The following is a 19,130-nucleotide window of genomic DNA, read 5'->3' on the forward strand; positions in this document are numbered from 1 at the left end:
GTTCGGCGGACCAGCTGTGAAAAATTAAGGCAGGGTTCTTTTTCGGAGAATAGAGAACAGGCCCCGATGCGTGTAAAGCAGCAATGGAGCTGCCGGCGCAACCCTCCACCTGGACGCAAATTGCCTGTGTAAGAAGCTGTGAGGTGGGCCGCTGTTAGGCTGCCGGACAGTAAGGTGAATAGACCACCTCCCTTTCCCACTTCTCTACGTGTGTTGGCTTGGCTGCTGTTCACACAGGTTTTGTGGACCCTGCTGCGTGGCCCACAGACCATGGCCGACCTATGGGTGCTGAACGGACTTTCCCTGAGCATCATGGGGGCCGCCAGCTTGCTGGCCCTGAGATTATGGCAGCGCCGGGGCAAACCTGTGTACGCCGCGTTTCTGCTGGCCTTCGTCAGTCAGTTCGGCGGCGACGCCTACCTGATCTCGCTGGACCTGCTGCAGCTGGACTACCCTGACATTTCGGTAGCCGACGCGTTCTATCTGGCCTACTACCTGCTGATGTCGGCCGCCCTGCTGCTGTTTCTGCCGGCGCAGCTGACCACCCGCCGGCGGATAGGACGGACCCTGGACGGGCTCATTATTACCGGCACCGTCAGCATGGTGCTCTGGGACCAGCGACTCAGCCACCTGATTACCGAGCTGCACAACCCCCTCAGCCGGCTGAGCTTGGTGTACGTCCTGCTGGACCTGCTGATTCTGGGCTTCAGCGTGGTGCTGCTTCAGGTCGAGCGCCAGAACCGCGCCAACCTGCTGCTCAGCAGCGGCCTGATCAGCTTCGTGATTGCGGACATCATCTACCTGCAGCAGGGCGACCTGTACCGGCCGGGCCTGCCACCGGACCTGCTGTGGACTCTGGGGATCACGCTGCAGGCGGCAGGCCTACAGCAGCTGGACCGCGGCAAGCAGCGCACCTCCCACTTGCTGCAGCGAAAGCTTGACCTGGCGCTGATAGCCCTGCCTTATGTGGCGGTTCCGGTGGCCTGCCTGACGCTGGCCCTGGCCCTGCCGGCCACGACGCTGCGCGACCAGGTCCTGCTATGGGGGGCTCTGGCGGTGGTCACCGCAGCCACCGTCCGCCAGGCGCTGACCACCGCCGACAACGCCCGCATGACCCGCGAACTGCGGCAAAGCCGCGCCAACCTGGAGTACCTGGCTTACCACGACAACCTGACCGGACTGCCCAACCGTAGGGCTTTCGCCCAACTGTTCAGCTACGGACTGAGCGACACCGAACCGTACGGCATCTTCTCGCTGGACCTGGACGGGTTCAAGGAGATCAACGATACGCACGGGCATGCGGTGGGCGACCGCATGCTGCAGCATGTGGCCGGACTGCTGCAGGCCAGCGTGGCGCCGCCAGGGCAGGTATTTCGCTGGGGCGGCGACGAGTTCGTGGTGGTGGTGCCCGGAATGCGGGAGCCGGCCCAGGCCGAGGCGCTGCTCCAGCATCTGGCAGCCGCAGGTGAAACACCGCTGCAGCTGGAGCAGCAGCGCCTGCGCGTAGGCCTGTCTATCGGCTACGCACTTGGCCGCAGGCCACGGAACCATGAAGCCCTGCTGGCCCAGGCCGACCATAAGATGTACCGGACCAAGCGGCGCGGCTAGGGCGCGTCCTGCTGCCCAGCCAACCGCTTGGCCGCCGGCTTCCCCTACCAGCTCAGGGTGGCGAACAGGTCGTCCATCGTCTCGGCGCGGCGAATCATCTCGGCGCGGCCGTCCGCCCGCAGCAGGTATTCGGCGCTGCGGAGCTTGCCGTTGTAGTTAAAGCCCATGCTGTGGCCGTGGGCACCTGCGTCGTGAATGACCACCACGTCACCCGGCTGCATGACGGGCAACTCGCGGTCAATGGCGAACTTGTCGTTGTTCTCGCACAGCGAGCCGGTCACGTCCACCGTCTGCCGGGGCGCGTCTTCGCCCTTATTCAGCACGGTGATGTGGTGGTAGCTGCCGTACATGGCCGGGCGCATCAGGTTCGCCATGCAGGCGTCCAGGCCCACGTAATCCTTGTACTTGCGCGTCACGTGGCGCACCCGCGACACCAGCACACCGTAAGGCCCGGTCATCACACGTCCGCACTCGAAGCTGAGTTTCAGGCCATCCAGGCCGGCGGGGCGGATGATGCTGTCATACAGCTCGCGGATGCCGTCCGATACCTCCTGATAGCTCATGGCCTGCTGCTCCGGGCGGTAAGGAATGCCGATACCGCCGCCCAGGTTCACGAACTCCAGCTCAATGCCTAGTTCTTCCTTGAGGCGCACTGCCAGGGTGAACAGCATCCGCGCCGTTTCGATGATGAACGAGGCGTCCAGCTCGTTGCTGGCAACCATCGTGTGCAGGGCGAAGCGCCCAACTCCCTTGTCCTGGGCGGTGCGGTAGCAGTCCAGCAGCTGCTCGGAGGTCACGCCGTACTTGGCCTCCACCGGGTTGCCGATAATGGCGTTGCCGGTGCGCTCGGGGCCGGGGTTGTAGCGGAACGACAGCAGCTCCGGCAGCGTGCCGCCCAGCGCCTCTTCCAGCGCGGCGATGTGGGTGATGTCGTCCAGGTTGATGACCGCTCCCAGCTCGGCGGCGCGGCGGAATTCCTCCGGGGGGGTGTCGTTGGAGGTGAACATGATGTTCTCGCCGGTTATGCCGCAGCGCTGCGCCAGCTCCAGCTCGGGCAGCGAGGAGCAGTCGGCGCCAAAGCCTTCTTCGGCCAAAATCTGCAGCAGCGCGGGCGTAGGCGCGGCCTTGACCGCGTAGTAGTTGCGGAAGCCCGGCGCCCAGGCGAAAGCCTGCATAAAGGCACGGGCGTTTTCACGCATGCCGCGCTCGTCGTACAGGTGAAAGGGCGTGGGCAGTTCGTGCGCCAGCTCGGTCAGGCGCGCTTCGGTGGTGGGCAGGGTCTTGGTCATGGTGGGTTCCTTTGGGTTGAGTAGGTGATGGAAGAAGGTAAGGGGGACACAGGGCGCAGAGCAAAGGGGCAAACGCTGCAGGCTGCTTGCCCTCCGTCCTGCGCCTTCAGCGCTGCAAGTTCAGCTTTTCCCGGATGCTCTGCACCGCCGCTGCGATGTTCTCGCGGTGCCCGAAGGCCGAAAACCGCACGTAGCCTTCCCCGGCCGAGCCGAACCCGGCGCCGGGGGTCACGACCACCTGGGCCTGATGGAGCAGCTGGTCGAAAAATTCCCAGCTGCCCAGGGGCTGGCCGTCTGGACCACTGGGCGTCTTGACCCACAGGTAAGGCGCATTGTCGCCGCCGGTCACCTCCAGGCCCAGCTCACGCAACGCCGCACGGATAATGCGGGCATTTTCCATGTAGTAGGCGACCAGGGCGCGGCTCTCACGCTGGCCTGCCTCGCTCAGCGCCGCCACGCCGCCCGACTGGGCGATGTTGCTGGCGCCGTTGAAAAAGGTGCTCTGGCGGCGGTTCCACATCCGGTTCAGCTCACCGGGCTCGCTGTCCTCGGTCCGCAGGGCATGCGGCACCACAGCCCAGCCCAGGCGCACGCCGGTAAAGCCGGAGAACTTGCTGAACGAGGTGAGCTCAATGGCGCATTCGCTGGCTCCCTCGATTTCGTAGATGGAGCGCGGCAGCTCCGGGTCCGCGATGAACTCGGCATAGGCCGCGTCGAAGATGATGACGGCCCCGTGCCGGCGGGCGTAGTCCACCCACGCCTGCAGCTGCTCACGGGTCGCCACGGCCCCGGTCGGGTTGTTGGGACTGCACAGGTACACCACGTCCAGCGGCCCGCCCTGCCCGTCAGAGGTGGGCGGCGCAGCGAACCAGCCGTTCTCGGGGTTCCCTTCCAGCAGCCTGAGCCCGGCGTAGGCCCCGGCTGCGGCGTCATATTCGCCGGTGCGGCCGGCCACCACGTTGCTGTCCACGTAGACCGGGTAGGCGGGATTCTGAATGGCGATGACGCTGTCCTGCGCGAACAGGTTCTGGATGTTGGCGGCGTCGGCCTTGGCGCCGTCGCTCACGAAAATCTCGCTGGGGTCTAGTGTCACACCGCGCTGCGCGTAGTAGGCGACCAGCGCTTCACGCAGTTCCAGTTCGCCCTGCTCGTCGCCGTAGCCGCTGTAGGTGTCGCGGTTGCCCAGCGCCGTCACGCGGCCGTGCAGCCCCTGCAAGATGGTGGGCGTGAGTGGCTCGGTCGTGTTACCGATGCCCAGGCGGTAGATGGCCTGGTCCGGATGCTGGGCACTGTACTCACGTACCCGGCGGGCGATTTCGGGAAACAGGTAGCCGGCGGAAAGCTTGCGGTAGTTGGGGTTGAGTTTGGCCATGTGAATACTCCTTGAGAGGTCAGGAACGGAGGGGAAAAGCAAGGGAGGAAAGCGAGGGTGTCTGCACGCAGGTCTTCTTTAGACCTTCAGACCTTTCGCACCTCTGCGCACGTCCAGCCCGGACAGCGCCGCCAGAATCTCCCCTCTGTGCGCCTCGTCTTCCAGGGTGGTCATGGGGAGGCGGAAGGTTTCCTCGCACCAGCCGTACTCGGCCAGGGCGGTCTTGATGGGAATGGGGTTGGTCTCGCAGAAGCAGGCGCGGAAAAAGTCCGCCAGGGTAGCTTCCAGGGTGCGGGCTTCCTCCAGCTGTCCGGCGCGGGCCAGGCGGACCAGTTCGGCCATCTGCGCGGGGATGATGTTGCTGGCCACCGAGATGACGCCGTGTCCGCCGGCTTCCACCAGGTCCAGCACCATATTGTCGTCGCCGCTCACGACCTGAAAGCCGGGCAGGCGCTGGCCGATCACGTCCGCCATCTGGCGCAGGTTGCCGCTGGCTTCCTTGACACCCTTGATGTTGGGGCAGTCCTGGGCCAGCCGCACCAGCGTGGGCGTTTCTATGTTCACGGCGGTGCGGCTGGCGATGTTGTACAGCACCACCGGAATGTTCACCGCCTCCGCCACGGCCCGGAAGTGCTCGTACAGGCCCTTCTGGGTGGGCTTGTTGTAGTAGGGATTGATCAGCAGCACGCCGTCCACACCGCTCATTTCGGCGTGCTGGCTCAGCTGAATCGCCTCGGCGGTGGAGTTGGAGCCGGTGCCGGCGATCACCGGCACGCGCCCGGCCGCCTGGCGCACGGTGAAATCCACCACATGGTCGTGCTCGGCGTGGGTCAGGGTGGGGCTTTCGCCGGTGGTGCCGCAGGGCACCAGGCCGCTGACGCCAGACTCGATCTGGTACTCAATCAGGTCGGCCAGGGCGGCTTCATCCACCCAGCCGTCCAGGGTAAAGGGAGTAACTAGTGCGGTGTACACCCCGCTGAGGTCAAGGGGAGTGAGGGAATCGGTGGTCATGGTGGGGCTCCTATCAGGGAGTGGAGGAAAAGGCAGCGGGCGGGACAAAGCCAGTCGGCCGAACCGGCAGCAAAGACGGGTTCGGGGGGCTATCCGGGGCCCGGCGGGCCCGCTGAAGAAGCTCTGTTCGGCGGCTCTAGGTCCCCGCCGGGTGGCCCCTGTGACGCAGGGACAGTCAGAAGTTCTCCGGATAGCCCCCTAGCGTTTTCGCGCGGCGGTATCCGGAGAAGGTTTGTGTTTGGGCTGCGGACTGGCCCCTGTTCCCATCTGGGCAGCAAAGACATCGTCGAGCAGTTCGTCCAGCGTGAACAGCCCCCGCCGGCCGCCGGCCAGCCATTCGGCGGCCTGCACCGCGCCAGCCGCGAAGCCCTCACGGGTCCGGGCGCGGTGGGTCAGCTCGACCGTGTCGGCAGGACTATCGAAGATAAGGGTGTGGGTGCCGGGAATGTGCCCACCCCGCGTGCTGGACAGGTGTAGTTCCTGCGGGCGGCGCTGGCGGTCCAGGCGGCCGGTTTCCAGCTGCGGCTGGCGGGGCCATTCACTCTGCACTGCCTGGGCCAGTTGCAGGGCTGTCCCGCTGGGGCTATCGGCCTTGCCCGCGTGGTGGAACTCGTGCAGCAGGGCGTCATAGTCGGCGAACGGAGCGAACAGCGCGGCAGCCTGCGCGGCCAGCCGGGTAAACAGCCGCACCCCAATAGAGAAGTTGCCCGACCACACGATGGCGGCGGGCTGCCCGGCCAATTCGGCCTGGATGGCTGAGAGCTGGTCGTACCAGCCGGTGGTGCCGACCACGGCCGGGATGCCGCTGCGCCCGTAGAACAGGATGTTGTCCCGCGCCGTGGCCGGAGCCGAGAAGTCAATCACGGCGTCCACCTGCCCGGCCAGTTCGGGGGTCAGCGCCGGGGCGGTCGCGCCGGGCGCGTGGGGGTCAATCACCGCGGTCACCCGGTGCCCACGCTCCTGCGCCACCGTATGAACCATCCGGCCCATCCGCCCATACCCCACCAGCCCCAGGCGCAAGGAGCGCGGAGCTGTGGCTTGGGTGGTGGTCTGGGGCTCGGTCATGGGCTTTCCTGTGTATAGCTATGCAGCCAAGTTGGCGCAGTATAGGCGGGTCAGCAAAAGCTGTCTAGCCTTGTCCGGAATATCCAGACAAATGGCTGATAAGCGCTGTGCAGCAGCTAACAAACACAAATCAGCCAGGGCGGCGGGAAGCGGGTGAGTGGCTGGTTGGAGCTGCCCCTCCGCCACCTTCCGCCTCTCCTGCACCCACTCTCTCCTGCGTCCACTTCTACTGCGTCTACCCCTACTGCGCCCACTCCCCCAGCTTCTCAGCGATAAACGCCTTGAGCGCCTCTGCGTCGTTGGGCAGTTCGGTGAAGTGGCGGGGCCTCTCCTCTATCCCGGCAAAGCGGGCGGGGCGCGCCGGCTCGCGGCCCACCGCTTCCCGCACCGTTTCAGCAAACTTGGCAGGCAGGGCCGTTTCCAGGCAGACCATCGGCACGCCGGGGCGCTTGAACGACTCGCCCACCAGCACCCCGTCGGCGGTGTGGGGGTCAATCAGGCGGCCAAAGTCGGTGTCCACCCGCCGAATGGTGGCGAGGCGGTCCGCGTGGGAGCTACGGCCAGCCGCAAAGCCGCTCGCCTGCACCGCCGCCCAATGCGCCGACTCGCGCAGGTCTACCGGGCGGCCCGCTGCGACTTCCTCCCACCAAGTCCCGACTTGTCCCGCGTCCGCATCGGCCATCAGGTACAGAAACCGCTCGAAGTTGCTGGCCTTGCCGATGTCCATGCTGGGGCTGCTGGTCACAGCCACCCGCTCGGCAGGCCAGACGTGGTACACGCCGCCACTGAAGAACTCGTGCAGCACGCTGTTCTCGTTGCTTGCCACAATCAGCCGCCCCACTGGCAGGCCCATCTCCCGCGCCAGATAGCCCGCGAACACGTTGCCGAAATTACCGCTCGGCACGCAGAAATCGGCCTCGGCGCCAGCGGGCAGGTTCAGCGCGAAATAGCCTTTAAAGTAATACACCGCTTGCGCCAGCACGCGGCCCCAGTTGATGGAGTTCACGGCCCCGATGTCGTAGCGGGCCTTGAATTCGGCGTCGGCGTTGACCGCCTTGACCAAATCCTGGCAGTCGTCGAACACGCCCGCTACGGCGATATTGAAGATGTTGGGTTCGTCTAAGCTATACATCTGCGCCTGCTGAAAGCGGCTCATGCGGCCCTGCGGCGAGAGCATGAACACATTTACCCGCTCTTTGCCCAGCATGGCGTACTCGGCGGCGCTGCCGGTATCGCCCGAAGTTGCGCCCAGGATGTTTACGCGGCGGTCTTCGCGCTCCAGCACGTACTCGAAGGCGTGGCCCAGAAACTGCATCGCCATGTCTTTAAAGGCCAGCGAAGGACCGTTAGACAGTTCCAGCAGGTACAGGCCCGAATCGCCCAACGCGGTCAGCGGGGTAATGTCCTCGCTCCCAAATACCTCGGCGCGGTAGGTGCGGCGCAACAACTCGCGCAGGTCATCCTCAGGAATGTCCGAGATGAACGGGTGCATCACCTCATAGGCCAGCTCGACGTAAGGCAGCTCCCGCAGCCGCTCCAGCTCGGCGGCGCTGAAGGTGGAGATGCGCTCGGGCATGGCGAGGCCACCGTCCGGCGCGAGGCCGGAGAGCAGCACGTCGGTAAAGGTGCCCAGAGGTTGGTGGCCGCGAGTCGAGACGTACTGCATGGGGGGATTGTAGCGGGTAGGAAATAACAGTTTTGCTTTGCCGCAGCGTCCCATTCCTGGCCCGCAGCCCGTAACATGCTTACAGCCATGCTCTCTGCACCATTCCTAGATGCTTTTTTGATGCTTGCGATGCTACTGGCGCAATTTTTTCTGTTGGCCTTGTGGATTAGGGCGGGGTCAGCTGTTTGGCAGGCAAGAGGGCAACAGCACCCGCAAGCCGCCCCCGCCTACAACACGCTGGGCGCGGCACTGACGCTGATGCCTGCGCCGCTGCTTTACTTTGCCGTTATTGGAATGCTCGGCCTCCCACGCTGCTACAGTGTGGCCCCGCAAGTCCTGCTCGTGCTCGTATGGCCTGAACTGCTCACGGTTGTGTTGGCCCTATGCGCGGCAGCTTTGACAGGAAAAATGGGTGTGAGCCGAGCTGTACGCCTGCTTCATATATTGATAGCGGCGTAAGTATGCGCTGCTAAACTCTAGGGACCGTGGAATGGCAACCGAACCAATATTCTCGTGCCCAACTTGAGGAGCGGCGTCTGGCTGCTACCGAGTGGCTGCAGCAAGGCAGCCACACACACCGCGAAATCGCTGCTCACTTCGGCGTCTCCGTGCTCACGGTGACTTCTTGGAGTGCTCGGCTCAGAAAGAAGGGAAGCTTGCAAGCGACGGTCAGCTCTGGTCGTCCTGCTCGGCTGACTGAGTCTCAGCACGACCAGCTTCGCACCCTCCTGCGGGAGGGTGCTCTGCAGCATGGGTTTCCTGACGAAACTTGGACGACAAAACGTGTGGCAGAGCTGATCGGGCGGCACTTCGAGGTGTGGCACCACCATGATCACGTCCGTAAAATCCTACGAAAGTTGGGGTTCAGCCCACAGATGCCAGATGGGCGGGCTGCTGAGCGGAACGAACTTCGGATTGCATCCTGGCGGGAACAGGTGCTCCCGGAGTTGGAAAAAAAAGGTCGCTGAGGGAGCCACAATCATCTATCTGGATGAGGTCGGATTCTCGTTGAAAGGCGTGCGAAGGCGAACGTGGTCACCCAGGGGCGTGACGCCCCTGGTCACGCTCAGAGCGAACTGGGAGAAGCTTTCGACGATTGGGGCGATCACTTCAGATGGACGATTCTTCCAGCACACAACATCCGGAGCGATCCGCAGTGGAGAGGTCATCCGATTCTTTGGGCACATCCTGCGCCAAGTTCAGGGGAACATCGTCGTGGTGCTGGACAATGCGAAAATTCATCACGCGAAAGTAACCCAGGCGTTCGTGGGAACCCACGAACGCCTCTCTCTGATCTTTCTGCCTCCGTATGCTCCAGAGTTGAACCCGATCGAGTTGGTGTGGGCCTACGTCAAGCGCAATGTGTTGGGGAACTTTTGTGCCCACTCCATCAGAGCGCTGAAAAAGAGGCTTGTCACCGCCTGGCAGCGGGTCCGCTATATTCACCTGCCCCGTCAGCTTATGGACGCCAACTTACGCCGCTATCAATAGTTAGCGTGGGAGCCATGATAAAGGCAGCCATCAATGCAGCAATGCAGTGGAGCGACTGGCACCGCTACCCAGATGTGGCGTGTTCTTCCGCTGACGCTGCCTCACTGAGCTTGCCCCTTGCAGATGGCTGGCCCGCACTATTGGCGTTTGGCGCTTTGGGGTTGGCCTGGTGGCAATTTTTGAACAGCCGCAAAACGCACCAAACTGTCCCCTAATTGTCACCGCCCCCGCACCCGTTCCAGCAGCGCTGTGTACCGCTCCTCTTTCTGCGAAGCGGCGGCCCGCGCCCAGGCCGAAGCCGAACCCACCGCATGAAATTCTTCGCGGGCGCGGGTCAGTGCGGTGTAGGCCAGCGGGCGCGAGAGCATCGGCATGTGCGCTTCGTGCAGCACGCCCACCACGGCGGGCCACTCGCTGCCCTGGGCGCGGTGAACGGTCAGCGCGTAGCCGAGTTGCAGGTTAAACAGCTCCATGCCGCCCAGCTCCACGATGTTGCCGTCAAAGTCCACCAGCAGCCGCGAGCCGCGCTCTTCCAGCACGGTGCCCAGGGTGCCGTTGAAGATTTCGTTCTCGTAGTCGTTTTTGGTCTGCACCACCACGTCACCTGCGCGGGCCAGGGCGTCCGCGCCGATTTTTACGCCGCCCTCGCCAGGGTTGAAGGTCTGCTGGAGTACGGCATTCAGCCGCTCTACCCCCAGCGGACCGCGCCGCATGGGTGAAAGCACCTGCGCCCGCGTGGGGCCACCCAGTTCACGCACCAGCAGCGAAACGCGGCGGGCACCCACATCGGCTTCCACCTCGGTCAGGCTGAGCTGGCCGCGGGTATCACTGCGCTCATCCATTTTGGTGTCATTCACGAACTGCCACTGCGGGGGCTGAGCGTGCAGCAACCGATGCGCCGCGCCGATGATGGGGTTCTCGGCGGCTTGGCGGTAGACCCGGCTCAGCCGCACGGTGGTCGCCGCCTGCGTGAGGGCGGCCAGCGGCAGGCCCGCGTCAATCGGCGGGAGCTGCTCGGCGTCGCCTACCAGCAGTACCCGCGCTCCGGGGGCCACCGCATTCAGCAGCGCCAGCATCAGCGCGTCGCCCATCATGGACACCTCGTCCACCACCACCAGGTCATAGGGCAGCGGCTCCAGATGATTGTGCCTGAACCCGTTCGGGCCGTAGCCCAGCAGCCGGTGTACCGTGTGCGCGTCGCGGTTCGTGACCTCGCCCAGCCGCCGGGCCGCCTTGCCCGTCGGGGCGCAGAGGCCCACTTCCAGCCGCAGTTCCTCGGCCACTTCTACCACCGCTTTGGTGGCGGTGCTTTTGCCGGTGCCTGGGCCGCCGGTCAGCACCACCAGCCGCTCGCCGCGCAGCATTTCCAGCACGCTGGCCTGCTCGTCGCTCAGGCCGATGCCTGCGCCCGGCGGCACCTCCCACTCCTCGGCGGGCGGGGTCGCCAGCAGGGTGCGAATCAGGCGGGCCAGTTTCTTCTCGGCACGCAGGGCCTGCGGGAGGTAGATGCGCTCATCCCCTTCAGCGCTGTAGTCGGCCTTAAGGCGGTCCAGTTCCAGGGCGCGGCTGACCGCCTCGTGGGCCAATTCTTCGGACACGCGGGTGTAGTACACCACGCCTTTCTCAGCACGGGCGCGGGGCAGGTAAGAGTGGCCGCCGGTCGTGCCCGCCAGCTGCAGCGCATACACGGCGGCAGCAGTCAGGCGGCGCGGGTCAGTCAGTTCCATACCCCGCTCGCGGGCCAGTTTGTCGGCGGTCAGAAAGCCGATGCCTTCCACCTCGGTTAGGGTGAAGATGTCAGCCTGCAAGGTTTCCACCGCCGTTTCGCCAAAGTGCTTCAGCGCCCGCTGCGCCTGCGAGATGCTCAGCCCCACCCCCTGCAACGCCGCCAGCGTGCGCCGCTCCTGGCCCTGCTCGCCCCAGCTTGCCACCATCTTGTGCAGCGTGGAGGCCGACACCCCCGGCACTTGCAGCAGCCGCTCAGGGTCGCTTTCCAGCACGTCAAAGGTCGCGTCCCCGAAGGTTGAGGCTATCCGCCCCGCCAGCACTTTACCCACGCCGCCCACGCGGGCTTGTAGGTAGGCCGCCACGCCCGCTTCGGTGAGGTCGGCAGGCTGCGCCGAGAGCACCAGATTCAGGGCGCGGTACTGGTAGCCGTATTCCTTGTGCTCCTCTAGTTTCACCAGTGCCTTGAAGCCGTCGCCCGCGTCCAGCGGCGGCATCAGGCCGACCAAGACCGCGTCCTCATCCTCACCGTAAGGGCCAGTGATTTGCGCGGTCAGGACGGTAAAGCCGCTCTCGGCCCGGAAACGCACGCGCTGCACCGCGCCCTGAATGTCGAACGGCTCGGTCGAGAGGTCGGCGGTCATCGCCCCCAAGTGTACGGCATGGCACTACGCTGTGGGCAGAACAGAAGCGGAACCCTACGCGCCGCGCAGTACCCGGACCAGTGCGGCTGTGAGCGGGCCGAATCCGTCCAGTGGCGCTCCTGCGGCCAGCCAGCGAAAAGCGTCCTGCTCCTCCCGGTATACCGTGACGCTCCGGCTCTCCGCCTCGGCCAGATAGAGCGCGCCGTACACTTCGCCTGGCCGCCTGACGGGGCGTTTCGCCTGCGTCAATGAATCCGCCTGCGAACTCCCACTGGCTGCCCCGGACAGTCCTGAACATCAGCAGGGCATCTTCTCCGTCCTGCGCCAGCGGCGTAGCTCTCATGCCGGACAGCTTATTTGCTCGCGCCGCATCTGCCACACTGTCTCCCATGACGCTGCTGCACGAAGAACCTATTCGTTTTCAGGTGGAGGGCGAACAGCTGGTGGGCCTGCTGCACCTGCCCACCGGCGAGCGGCCTGCCCAGGGCTGGCCCGCGCTGCTGATGCTGCACGGCTTTACGGGGCACAAGTCGGGTGACCACCGCCTGCACACCCTGTTCGCCCGGCAGATGGCGGCGCGGGGGGTGGCCGCGCTGCGCTTCGACTTCCGGGGCTACGGCGACTCGCAGGGCGATTTCGCGGCAGTGACCCCGGCGCGGCAGCTGGCCGACGTGCGGGCTGCCGCCGACTGGCTGCGGGCCCGGCCCGAGGTGGACCCCGAGCGCCTGACCCTGCTGGGCCACTCGCTGGGCGGGCTGCTGGCGGCGCAGAGTGCCCCGGACGTGGCTCCACACCGGCTGCTGCTGTGGGCGCCGGCGCTGCCGGAGTATTTCCTGCAGTACCTGCCGGGCGGTCAGCTGCCGGCCGGCGTGCAGGACCTGGGCGGCTGGCCGCTGGGCCGGCCCTTTCTGGAAGAGGTGCTGCGGCTGAATCCGCTGAAGGTGGCGCGTGGCTGGGGTGGCGTGGCCGCCGTCATGCACGGCGACGCCGACGAGACCTGCCCGCCGGCCTGGGGTGAGCAGTACGCCCAGGCGCTGGGCCCCGGCACCGACCTGGCCCTGATTGAAGATGCGAATCACACCTTCGACCACCTGGACCACATTCAGACCCTGTTCGACCTGAGCCGCCGCTTCGTGCTGGGCGAGTCGCTGCAGGCCTAGTCAGGCGAACCAGGGCACTGCACCGAATAGTTGCTACGTTTACAAAGTGTTCATCCATACGCCGCTCCGGGAACGCCCAGCAGCCTGCCAGCGTAGCATCAGGTATGAAAAAGCTGATTCTGAGTGCCCTGCTGCTTTCCTCTCCCGTGGCCCTGGCCGGCGGCTATCAGGCTCCAGTCACCGGGCCCGTCCCCGCGCCCCGGCCGGCCATGTCCAGCCATGCGGCCACCATCAGCATTCCTGCGCTGCCGCTGAATGCCACGGCCACACCTACGCCGGCTCAGCGCGCACCCAGCACTGTCGCGGTCGGTGAGCCCACTCCGGGCCGCCCTGGGCCTGCCAGCATGACCCCTGCGCAGGCCCAGGTGTTCTTGCTGACTGCGCCCAGCGGCACCAGCGTCACCCTGCGCCAGACCGTGCAGATGCAGATGGAGCTGGAAGACGTGCAGGTAACCGGCAACGCTGCCAAGGAGATGAGCGAGGCAGACATCGCCGAAATGCGCGAGATGTTCGCCGAAATGAGCAAAGCGCCGGCCGAGCCGACCGAACTGGTGATGTCGGTGGGCAAAGTGTTCGCGGACGGCTCGCGTGAACTGGTGATGTCCACCACCACCCAGATGCCCGCCGAAAGCGGCATGGACGACTTTACTGTTCGCGTCATTCAGCGCGTTGAGGCGGACGGCAGCATCAGCGACACCCGCTTCGAGAGCGACGACGCCGAAATGCAGGCCGCCTTTGCGAATATGGATGGCCTGGACCTGAGCAGCATGGGCATGAACGACGCCAGCGTGTACGGCATGCAGCTGACCCCCGGCTTCAGCAAGACCAACACCAGCGAAGTGGACATGCAGGCCCTGATGGGCGGCATAATGGCCGGTGCTGTTGCTGCGGTGGCCGAAGACGACAAATCGCAGGCCATCGCCGCCGAGATTGCCGACGGCATCAAGTCTTCTCCGCTGGTCTCCACCACCAAGGTCACCTACACCGGCACCGACGCTCAGGGCCGCCACCTGTTCCGCACCGACTCTGCAGCCCAGCCCTGGAAGATGAGCATGAACCTGGGCGAAGGCGAAGGCGCCATGAACATGCAGATGGAGATGACCGATATGGTGTCGGCCCAGCAGGCCACCTACCGCACCGACGGTCTGCCGGTCCGGATGCAGGACGACATGACCATGCGGATGAAATCGAACGTGGCGATGGATGATGGCACCATGAGCATGACCTTCCGCATGAAGATGAACTCGCTGGTTGAGCAAGTCGGCCAGTAAGAATCACCTGCAGCTCTGCCCCCCGTCCGTGTGACGGGGGGTTTGTCTCAGAAGTGACCTGTGCCACCGTCCCGAACGAGCGTGGTCACCCGGCAAACCGCCGTGCACGGTATGAATCCGCGGAGCTGCAAGTGTATGGAGAGGCCGGGGAGAAGATTTTTACGGGTAGGTGCGTCATTCCGCGCCGTGCGTAGAGGCGTCCGCGCCTGTATCAGCGCCAAGCGCCTTTGCACCTCTCCTCCCCCGCCCCAGGCGCTAGACTTTCTGTTATGCGCGTACTGCACACCGCCGACTTCCACGCTGGGCGCGTGCTGAGAGGCTTTGACCGGACCCCCGAAATCCACGCGGCCCTGACCGAGATTGCCGAGTTGGCCGCCAGCGAGAAGGTTGACGCCGTACTGGTCAGCGGCGACCTGTTCGACACTGCCAACCCCAGCGCCGACGCCGAAAAGGCCATCTTCGACTTTTTCCTGCAGCTGCGTTCTCACGGCATTCCCAGTGTGGCAATTGCCGGCAACCACGACTCGGCAGCGCGGCTGGCCTCGGTCACGGAACTGCTGGGCTGGGTGGGTGTGCAGCTGGTGGCCGAGGTCACCGCCGACCCGGCGGCGCTTGTGCGGCATATACCGACCCGCTGCGGCGAGACCCTGACGGTGGGTGCCCTGCCGTACCTGTCCGAGCGGCGCCTGATTCGCGGCGCCGACCTGCTGGGCGGCGAAGTCAGCGGGTGGCGGCAAAAATACCGCCAGGGCATGGACTTTTTCCTGGGGCGACTGGCCGAGGGGTTCCAGCCGGGTCACGTCAATATGCTGATGCTGCACGCCACGCTGGACGGTGCCCAGCCCAGCGGGTCGGAAAAGACCATGCAGTTTCACCTGGACAACGCCTACACCATCTCGCAGCAGCAGCTGCCCGCCAGCGCACAGTACGTGGCGCTGGGCCATATCCACCGCGCCCAGCAGGCATCGGACGCCCCGCTGGCGCATTATCCCGGCAGCGTGATTCAGCTGGATTTCGGGGAGGGCGGCGAGAAAAAGCAGGTCAATCTGGTGGAAGTTTCGCCCGGTCAGCCGGCCCGCGTGACCCCCATTCCGCTAAGCAGCGGCCGTGAACTGCGGACCCTCCGCGTGCCGCTGGACCAGGTGGAAGCGCGGCTAGAACGTGAGCAGACGGGCGGCGCCCTGCTGAAAGTGCTGGTGGAAGCCCCGGCGGGCACGGCCACTGCCGGCCTGAAGGACCGCGTGCTGCGGCTGCTGCCGAACGCCCTGGCCGTGGAGCTGAGCGCCACCCAAGAAGACCTGACGCTGCCGGAACTGCGGCGTGAGGGCCTCAGTCTGCTGGAACTGTACGAGCGCTTCTGGCAGGAGCGGCGCGGCGAGCTGCCGCAGGAGCAGCGGGCCGCCTTCAAGCAGGCGCAGGAAGCGGTGCAGAGCCACGTGGAAGCGGCCGATGGAGAAGAAGGCCCCGCAGCGGAGGCGGCCGTATGAGACCACTGCACATGACGCTGTCGGGCTTCACGGCCTTTCGCCAGCACACCGAGCTGGACTTTGAAGGGCTGGACCTGTTCGCAGTGGTGGGGCCGACCGGCAGCGGCAAAAGTTCGCTGCTGGACGCCATGACCTTCGCGCTGTACGGGCAGACGGCCCGCCTGGGCGCCACCGGCCTGGACGCACTGATTTCGCAGGGCGAGCAGGCGCTGGCAGTGTCGCTGACGTTCGAGCTGCAGTCTGAAACGGGACCACAGGTGTACCGGGTGGCCCGCTCGCGTGGCCGCAAGGCCGCCCAGAACGAAACCCGACTGGAACACCGCCAGCCCGACGGCCGCTGGAAGGACCTGGCGGCCGGGGCCGGGCAGCGGGTGGCGAGCGCCCGCATTCAGGAGCTGCTGGGGCTGGATTTCCGGACCTTTGCCCGCTCGGTTCTGCTGCCACAGGGCGAATTCGCCCGGCTGCTGCACGGCACCGGCAAGGAGCGCCAGGACCTGCTGGGCGAGCTGATGGGCCTGGACCAGGTGCGGGCCATGCACCGCTACGCCGGCGAACAGGCCAAGGCGCTGGGCTTCGAGCTGAGCAGTCTGCACGCCCTGCTGGAGAACGAATACGCCGGAGTCAGCGCCGAGCGCGTGCAGGAACTGCGACTGGAACGGGCTGCCCTGGCCGAGCAGCTGGACGCATGGCAGGACGAGCGCGAGGAGGTCGCTGCAGCCGCGGCCCGCTGGCAGACCGTGACCGGGCTATGGCAGTCGCGCGAGGACCTGCGGCGGCGGCTGAACGTGCAGCGCAGCCGCCAGGCCGAGGTAGAACGCGGCTCTGCGCGGGCAGCCCAGGCCCGGCGGGTGGCCGGAATTCTGCCCCTGATTGACCGCGAAGGCCGCGCCCGCATCGCGCTGGGCCGCGAGGAAAGCGAACTGCGCAGTGCACAGGCGCAGGCCGAGCAGACCCGGCAGGCGGCCGAGCAGGCAGCGCAGGCGCAGGCACAGGCGCAGGCGGCCGAAAGCCAGATTCCCGAACTGGAAGCCCGCGCCGAGGCCCTGCGTGACGCCGAAGCCCTGGCGGCCCGCCTGAAGCGGGCTGGGGGCACGCCGCACAGCCGCCATGACCAGCCGCTGCCCTGGGACGAGGACGCCCACGCCGCCGCCAAAGCCGACGCCGACCGGCTGGATAAGTTGCGGCTGGAGCGGGTTCAGCTGAGCAGCCGCCGCGCCGCTTTCGAGGCCAACCGGGAGCGCTTCGCGGCCGACCGTGAACGGCTCAACTCCCAGCAGGCGCAGCAGGCCCGTATCCTGGCCGAGGGCAAAGCGGCAGGCGAACGGGCCAAGGCGGCCGAAGCCGAGCTGCGGGCTGCCGAAAGCCGCGCCGGGCTGGCCGCCTATGCTCAGGCGCTCCACGTGGGCGAGCCCTGCCCCCTGTGCGGGCAGCCGGTGGACGCCGCGCACCTGCCGGACCACCCCAGCGTGGCCGAGGTCGAGGGGCTGCGGCAGGCACTGAGCGCCGCAACCACGCTGCGCGACGACCTGCGCGGTCAGTACCGGGAAATCACCGCCGAACTGGGGGTGCTGGAAAAGGACCTGGCCCGCCGCGAAGCCGACCTGAACGATACCGCAGAGCAGCTGAAGCAGGACGAACAGGACAACCGCGCCGCTGCCGAGCGCATTGCCGGCGACCCGGCCGATCAGGTGGCCCGCCTGCTGGCCGGACTGGCCGAGCAGGTGCGGTCCTTTGGCCCTGGCCCCGCTGCCGAACGCCAAAAGGCCCAGGCCCGCATCGCTGAGATTCGCCGCACCCTGTCTGCTGCTGCCCAGGCGCTGGCAGCGGCGAACAGTGCCGCTGCTGCTGCCCAGGCCACCCTCAGCTCGGCCCAGGCCAGTGCCGCCGCCCGCCGCAGCGAAGCCCAGGAGGCTGCACAGGCACTGGCGGAAGCCCTCCAGTCCTCGGGTCTCGGTGCCGAGGAGGCCAAAGCCGCCGCCCTTCCCGAAAGCGAAATCGCGGCGCTCGAACAGGCCGCCCAGAGCTGGCAAGCGGGCCTGGACAGCCTCAGTACCCAGGAAAACAGCCTCAGCAAAGAGCTGGACGCGGCACTGGCCGGCGCCGAATACGACCCGCAGGCGCTGGCGGGGCTGAATGCCCGTCTGCACACGCTGGACGCCCAGATTGCCGCTGGCCGCAGCGAGGCGGGCCGCCTGGAAGCCGAGGAGAAGAGCGCCGCCGCACGCCTGGCCCGCAAGCAGGAGATTGAAGCGCAGACCGCCGGCCTGAGCATGCGGATGGACACCTGGAAGACCCTGGCGAACAGCCTGAAGGCCAACGAGTTCCAGCAATTCCTGCTGGCCGAAGTGGAGGCCAACCTGCTGACCGGAGCCGGGCACATCCTGTTTGAAATCAGCGACGGTCGCTACCGCCTGACGCTGGAGGGGGGCGACTACGCCGTGCAGGACCTCTGGAACGCCGGAGAGACACGCGGCGTCAAGACCCTATCGGGCGGCGAAACCTTCTTGGCCTCGCTCAGCCTTGCCATCGCCCTGAGCGATTACTTGGCCGGCAACCGGATTCTGGGCGCCCTGTTTTTGGATGAAGGCTTCGGCACGCTGGACCCGCAGGCACTGGAAGCGGTGGCTGGAGCGCTGGAAAACCTACGCACGCAGGGCCGCATGGTGGGCGTGGTCACGCACGTGGAAAGCCTCAGCGAGCGCCTGCCCACGCAGCTGCTGGTCAGCAAGAGCATCGCCGGCAGCACGGTGATGCGGCTGGAGAGCTGATGAATGTCCTGTCTTTTCTGCAGGCGCAAGGGTGTTTCCGTGAGGGACACACCGCCTTCAAGAACGGCCTGCATTCAGGGGGTTGGTTGGAAAAAGGCGAAATTGTCCGCAGGCCTTACCTGCTTCAACAGTTGGCACGGCAGCAGGCACAGCAGATTGCTCAACACTGGCCCGAGACCACCTTGATTGTTGGCGCGCCCGCTTGCGGGGCAGTGCTGGCCTCGTTTGTGGGGTTAGAACTGGGACTTCCAGTCGCTTTTACGGTCACTGGTCAGGACATAGGCTGGCACCGAATGCACTGCCCTCAAGCCGGTCAACGCGCCGTCTATGTAGACGACCTGATTTGCACTGGCCGCGATGCGCGGCGCGTGCTGGCCTTTTTGCGTCGTGAGAAGCATGTCGCCTTAGGGGTGAGCGCCTGGCTTAGCCGCACACCGCTGGCAGGCGAAACCCTGCTCACACTCACCAGCGCTCCGTTTGAAAACTACCCGGCAGACCACTGCCCACTGTGCCAGCAGGGTCAGCCGCTGGTCTTTGAAGAAGTGCGGGAGTAGTCGGCGGGCCCCTGTAAGC

Annotated in this window: 15 protein-coding genes and 1 pseudogene; 8 read left to right on the plus strand and 8 right to left on the minus strand. The window is 65.9% G+C overall.

The genetic code is table 11. The annotated features are described in order from the left end of the window. Positions 1–174: 174 nt before the first annotated feature. The gene (locus DEIPR_RS14735; RefSeq protein WP_148231803.1) at positions 175–1,608 is read left to right on the plus strand and encodes a GGDEF domain-containing protein; all 1,434 of its coding nucleotides are present in this window, start codon (positions 175–177) and stop codon (positions 1,606–1,608) included. A 44-nt stretch (positions 1,609–1,652) separates the two neighbouring features. Here DEIPR_RS14735 and DEIPR_RS06940 read toward each other — a convergent pair whose 3' ends face one another. The 5 genes from DEIPR_RS06940 to thrC all read right to left on the minus strand — a co-directional run bounded on the left by DEIPR_RS06940 (position 1,653) and on the right by thrC (position 8,011). Further along, positions 1,653–2,897, minus strand: coding sequence for a diaminopimelate decarboxylase (locus DEIPR_RS06940; RefSeq protein WP_013615131.1), 1,245 nt, complete (start codon positions 2,895–2,897; stop codon positions 1,653–1,655). Between the two features lie 106 nt (positions 2,898–3,003). Then, entirely contained in the window at positions 3,004–4,269 is a 1,266-nt protein-coding gene (locus DEIPR_RS06945) for an LL-diaminopimelate aminotransferase (protein WP_013615132.1), read from the minus strand. A gap of 78 nt (positions 4,270–4,347) precedes the next feature. Then, positions 4,348–5,280, minus strand: coding sequence for a 4-hydroxy-tetrahydrodipicolinate synthase (dapA, locus tag DEIPR_RS06950; protein WP_013615133.1), 933 nt, complete (start codon positions 5,278–5,280; stop codon positions 4,348–4,350). A gap of 198 nt (positions 5,281–5,478) precedes the next feature. After that, positions 5,479–6,345, minus strand: a complete 867-nt coding sequence (gene dapB, locus DEIPR_RS06955) for a 4-hydroxy-tetrahydrodipicolinate reductase (RefSeq protein WP_013615134.1) — start codon at positions 6,343–6,345, stop codon at positions 5,479–5,481. A gap of 241 nt (positions 6,346–6,586) precedes the next feature. Beyond that, positions 6,587–8,011: a threonine synthase gene (thrC, locus tag DEIPR_RS06960; protein WP_013615135.1), complete on the minus strand. Its 1,425-nt coding sequence runs from the start codon at positions 8,009–8,011 to the stop codon at positions 6,587–6,589. Between the two features lie 87 nt (positions 8,012–8,098). Between thrC and DEIPR_RS06965 the strand changes: the two genes are divergently transcribed. Then, the gene (locus tag DEIPR_RS06965; RefSeq protein WP_041221989.1) at positions 8,099–8,470 is read left to right on the plus strand and encodes a hypothetical protein; all 372 of its coding nucleotides are present in this window, start codon (positions 8,099–8,101) and stop codon (positions 8,468–8,470) included. A 26-nt stretch (positions 8,471–8,496) separates the two neighbouring features. Continuing rightward, positions 8,497–9,502 (plus strand): IS630 family transposase gene (locus DEIPR_RS06970; RefSeq protein ID WP_148231804.1). Its coding sequence is split into 2 segments (ribosomal slippage): positions 8,497–8,964 and positions 8,966–9,502, totalling 1,005 coding nucleotides; the frame shifts between segments, so codons are not numbered across the junction. 218 nt (positions 9,503–9,720) lie between these two features. Here DEIPR_RS06970 and recD2 read toward each other — a convergent pair. The 3 genes and pseudogenes from recD2 to DEIPR_RS14875 form a co-directional block, all read right to left on the minus strand. Then, positions 9,721–11,871, minus strand: coding sequence for an SF1B family DNA helicase RecD2 (gene recD2, locus DEIPR_RS06975; RefSeq protein WP_013615136.1), 2,151 nt, complete (start codon positions 11,869–11,871; stop codon positions 9,721–9,723). Between the two features lie 54 nt (positions 11,872–11,925). After that, complete coding sequence (locus DEIPR_RS14585; RefSeq protein ID WP_245532687.1) at positions 11,926–12,120, minus strand: hypothetical protein; 195 nt, start codon at positions 12,118–12,120, stop codon at positions 11,926–11,928. 10 nt (positions 12,121–12,130) lie between these two features. Continuing rightward, positions 12,131–12,262 (minus strand): annotated as a pseudogene (locus DEIPR_RS14875) (hypothetical protein); the annotation flags it as partial. On the opposite strand from DEIPR_RS14875, the gene DEIPR_RS06980 reads away from it, so the two are divergent. From DEIPR_RS06980 to DEIPR_RS07000, 5 genes are all read left to right on the plus strand, one after another. Next, on the plus strand, positions 12,261–13,031 hold the full coding sequence (locus DEIPR_RS06980) for an alpha/beta hydrolase family protein (protein WP_013615137.1): 771 nt from the start codon (positions 12,261–12,263) through the stop codon (positions 13,029–13,031). The pseudogene DEIPR_RS14875 and the gene DEIPR_RS06980 sit on opposite strands and share 2 nt — an antisense overlap. A gap of 104 nt (positions 13,032–13,135) precedes the next feature. Beyond that, positions 13,136–14,302, plus strand: a complete 1,167-nt coding sequence (locus DEIPR_RS06985; RefSeq protein WP_013615138.1) for a hypothetical protein — start codon at positions 13,136–13,138, stop codon at positions 14,300–14,302. A 269-nt stretch (positions 14,303–14,571) separates the two neighbouring features. Beyond that, positions 14,572–15,789 (plus strand): exonuclease SbcCD subunit D, encoded by a 1,218-nt coding sequence (locus tag DEIPR_RS06990; protein WP_013615139.1) that lies wholly within the window; start codon positions 14,572–14,574, stop codon positions 15,787–15,789. Then, positions 15,786–18,557 (plus strand): AAA family ATPase, encoded by a 2,772-nt coding sequence (locus tag DEIPR_RS06995; protein ID WP_013615140.1) that lies wholly within the window; start codon positions 15,786–15,788, stop codon positions 18,555–18,557. Before DEIPR_RS06990 ends, DEIPR_RS06995 begins: the two co-directional genes overlap by 4 nt. Continuing rightward, positions 18,557–19,111, plus strand: a complete 555-nt coding sequence (locus DEIPR_RS07000) for a type I phosphoribosyltransferase (RefSeq protein ID WP_013615141.1) — start codon at positions 18,557–18,559, stop codon at positions 19,109–19,111. Before DEIPR_RS06995 ends, DEIPR_RS07000 begins: the two co-directional genes overlap by 1 nt. Positions 19,112–19,130 lie beyond the last annotated feature (19 nt).

The organism is Deinococcus proteolyticus MRP (assembly GCF_000190555.1).
GTDB lineage: Bacteria > Deinococcota > Deinococci > Deinococcales > Deinococcaceae > Deinococcus > Deinococcus proteolyticus.

Coding starts and splice junctions, on each gene's coding strand:
- DEIPR_RS06940 (WP_013615131.1), bottom strand. CDS start 2,897: ATGACCAAGACCCTGCCCACCACCGAAGCGCGCCTGACCGAGCTGGCG.
- DEIPR_RS06945 (WP_013615132.1), bottom strand. CDS start 4,269: ATGGCCAAACTCAACCCCAACTACCGCAAGCTTTCCGCCGGCTACCTG.
- dapA (WP_013615133.1), bottom strand. CDS start 5,280: ATGACCACCGATTCCCTCACTCCCCTTGACCTCAGCGGGGTGTACACC.
- dapB (WP_013615134.1), bottom strand. CDS start 6,345: ATGACCGAGCCCCAGACCACCACCCAAGCCACAGCTCCGCGCTCCTTG.
- thrC (WP_013615135.1), bottom strand. CDS start 8,011: ATGCAGTACGTCTCGACTCGCGGCCACCAACCTCTGGGCACCTTTACC.
- DEIPR_RS06965 (WP_041221989.1), top strand. CDS start 8,099: ATGCTCTCTGCACCATTCCTAGATGCTTTTTTGATGCTTGCGATGCTA.
- recD2 (WP_013615136.1), bottom strand. CDS start 11,871: ATGACCGCCGACCTCTCGACCGAGCCGTTCGACATTCAGGGCGCGGTG.
- DEIPR_RS06980 (WP_013615137.1), top strand. CDS start 12,261: ATGACGCTGCTGCACGAAGAACCTATTCGTTTTCAGGTGGAGGGCGAA.
- DEIPR_RS06985 (WP_013615138.1), top strand. CDS start 13,136: ATGAAAAAGCTGATTCTGAGTGCCCTGCTGCTTTCCTCTCCCGTGGCC.
- DEIPR_RS06990 (WP_013615139.1), top strand. CDS start 14,572: ATGCGCGTACTGCACACCGCCGACTTCCACGCTGGGCGCGTGCTGAGA.
- DEIPR_RS06995 (WP_013615140.1), top strand. CDS start 15,786: ATGAGACCACTGCACATGACGCTGTCGGGCTTCACGGCCTTTCGCCAG.
- DEIPR_RS07000 (WP_013615141.1), top strand. CDS start 18,557: ATGAATGTCCTGTCTTTTCTGCAGGCGCAAGGGTGTTTCCGTGAGGGA.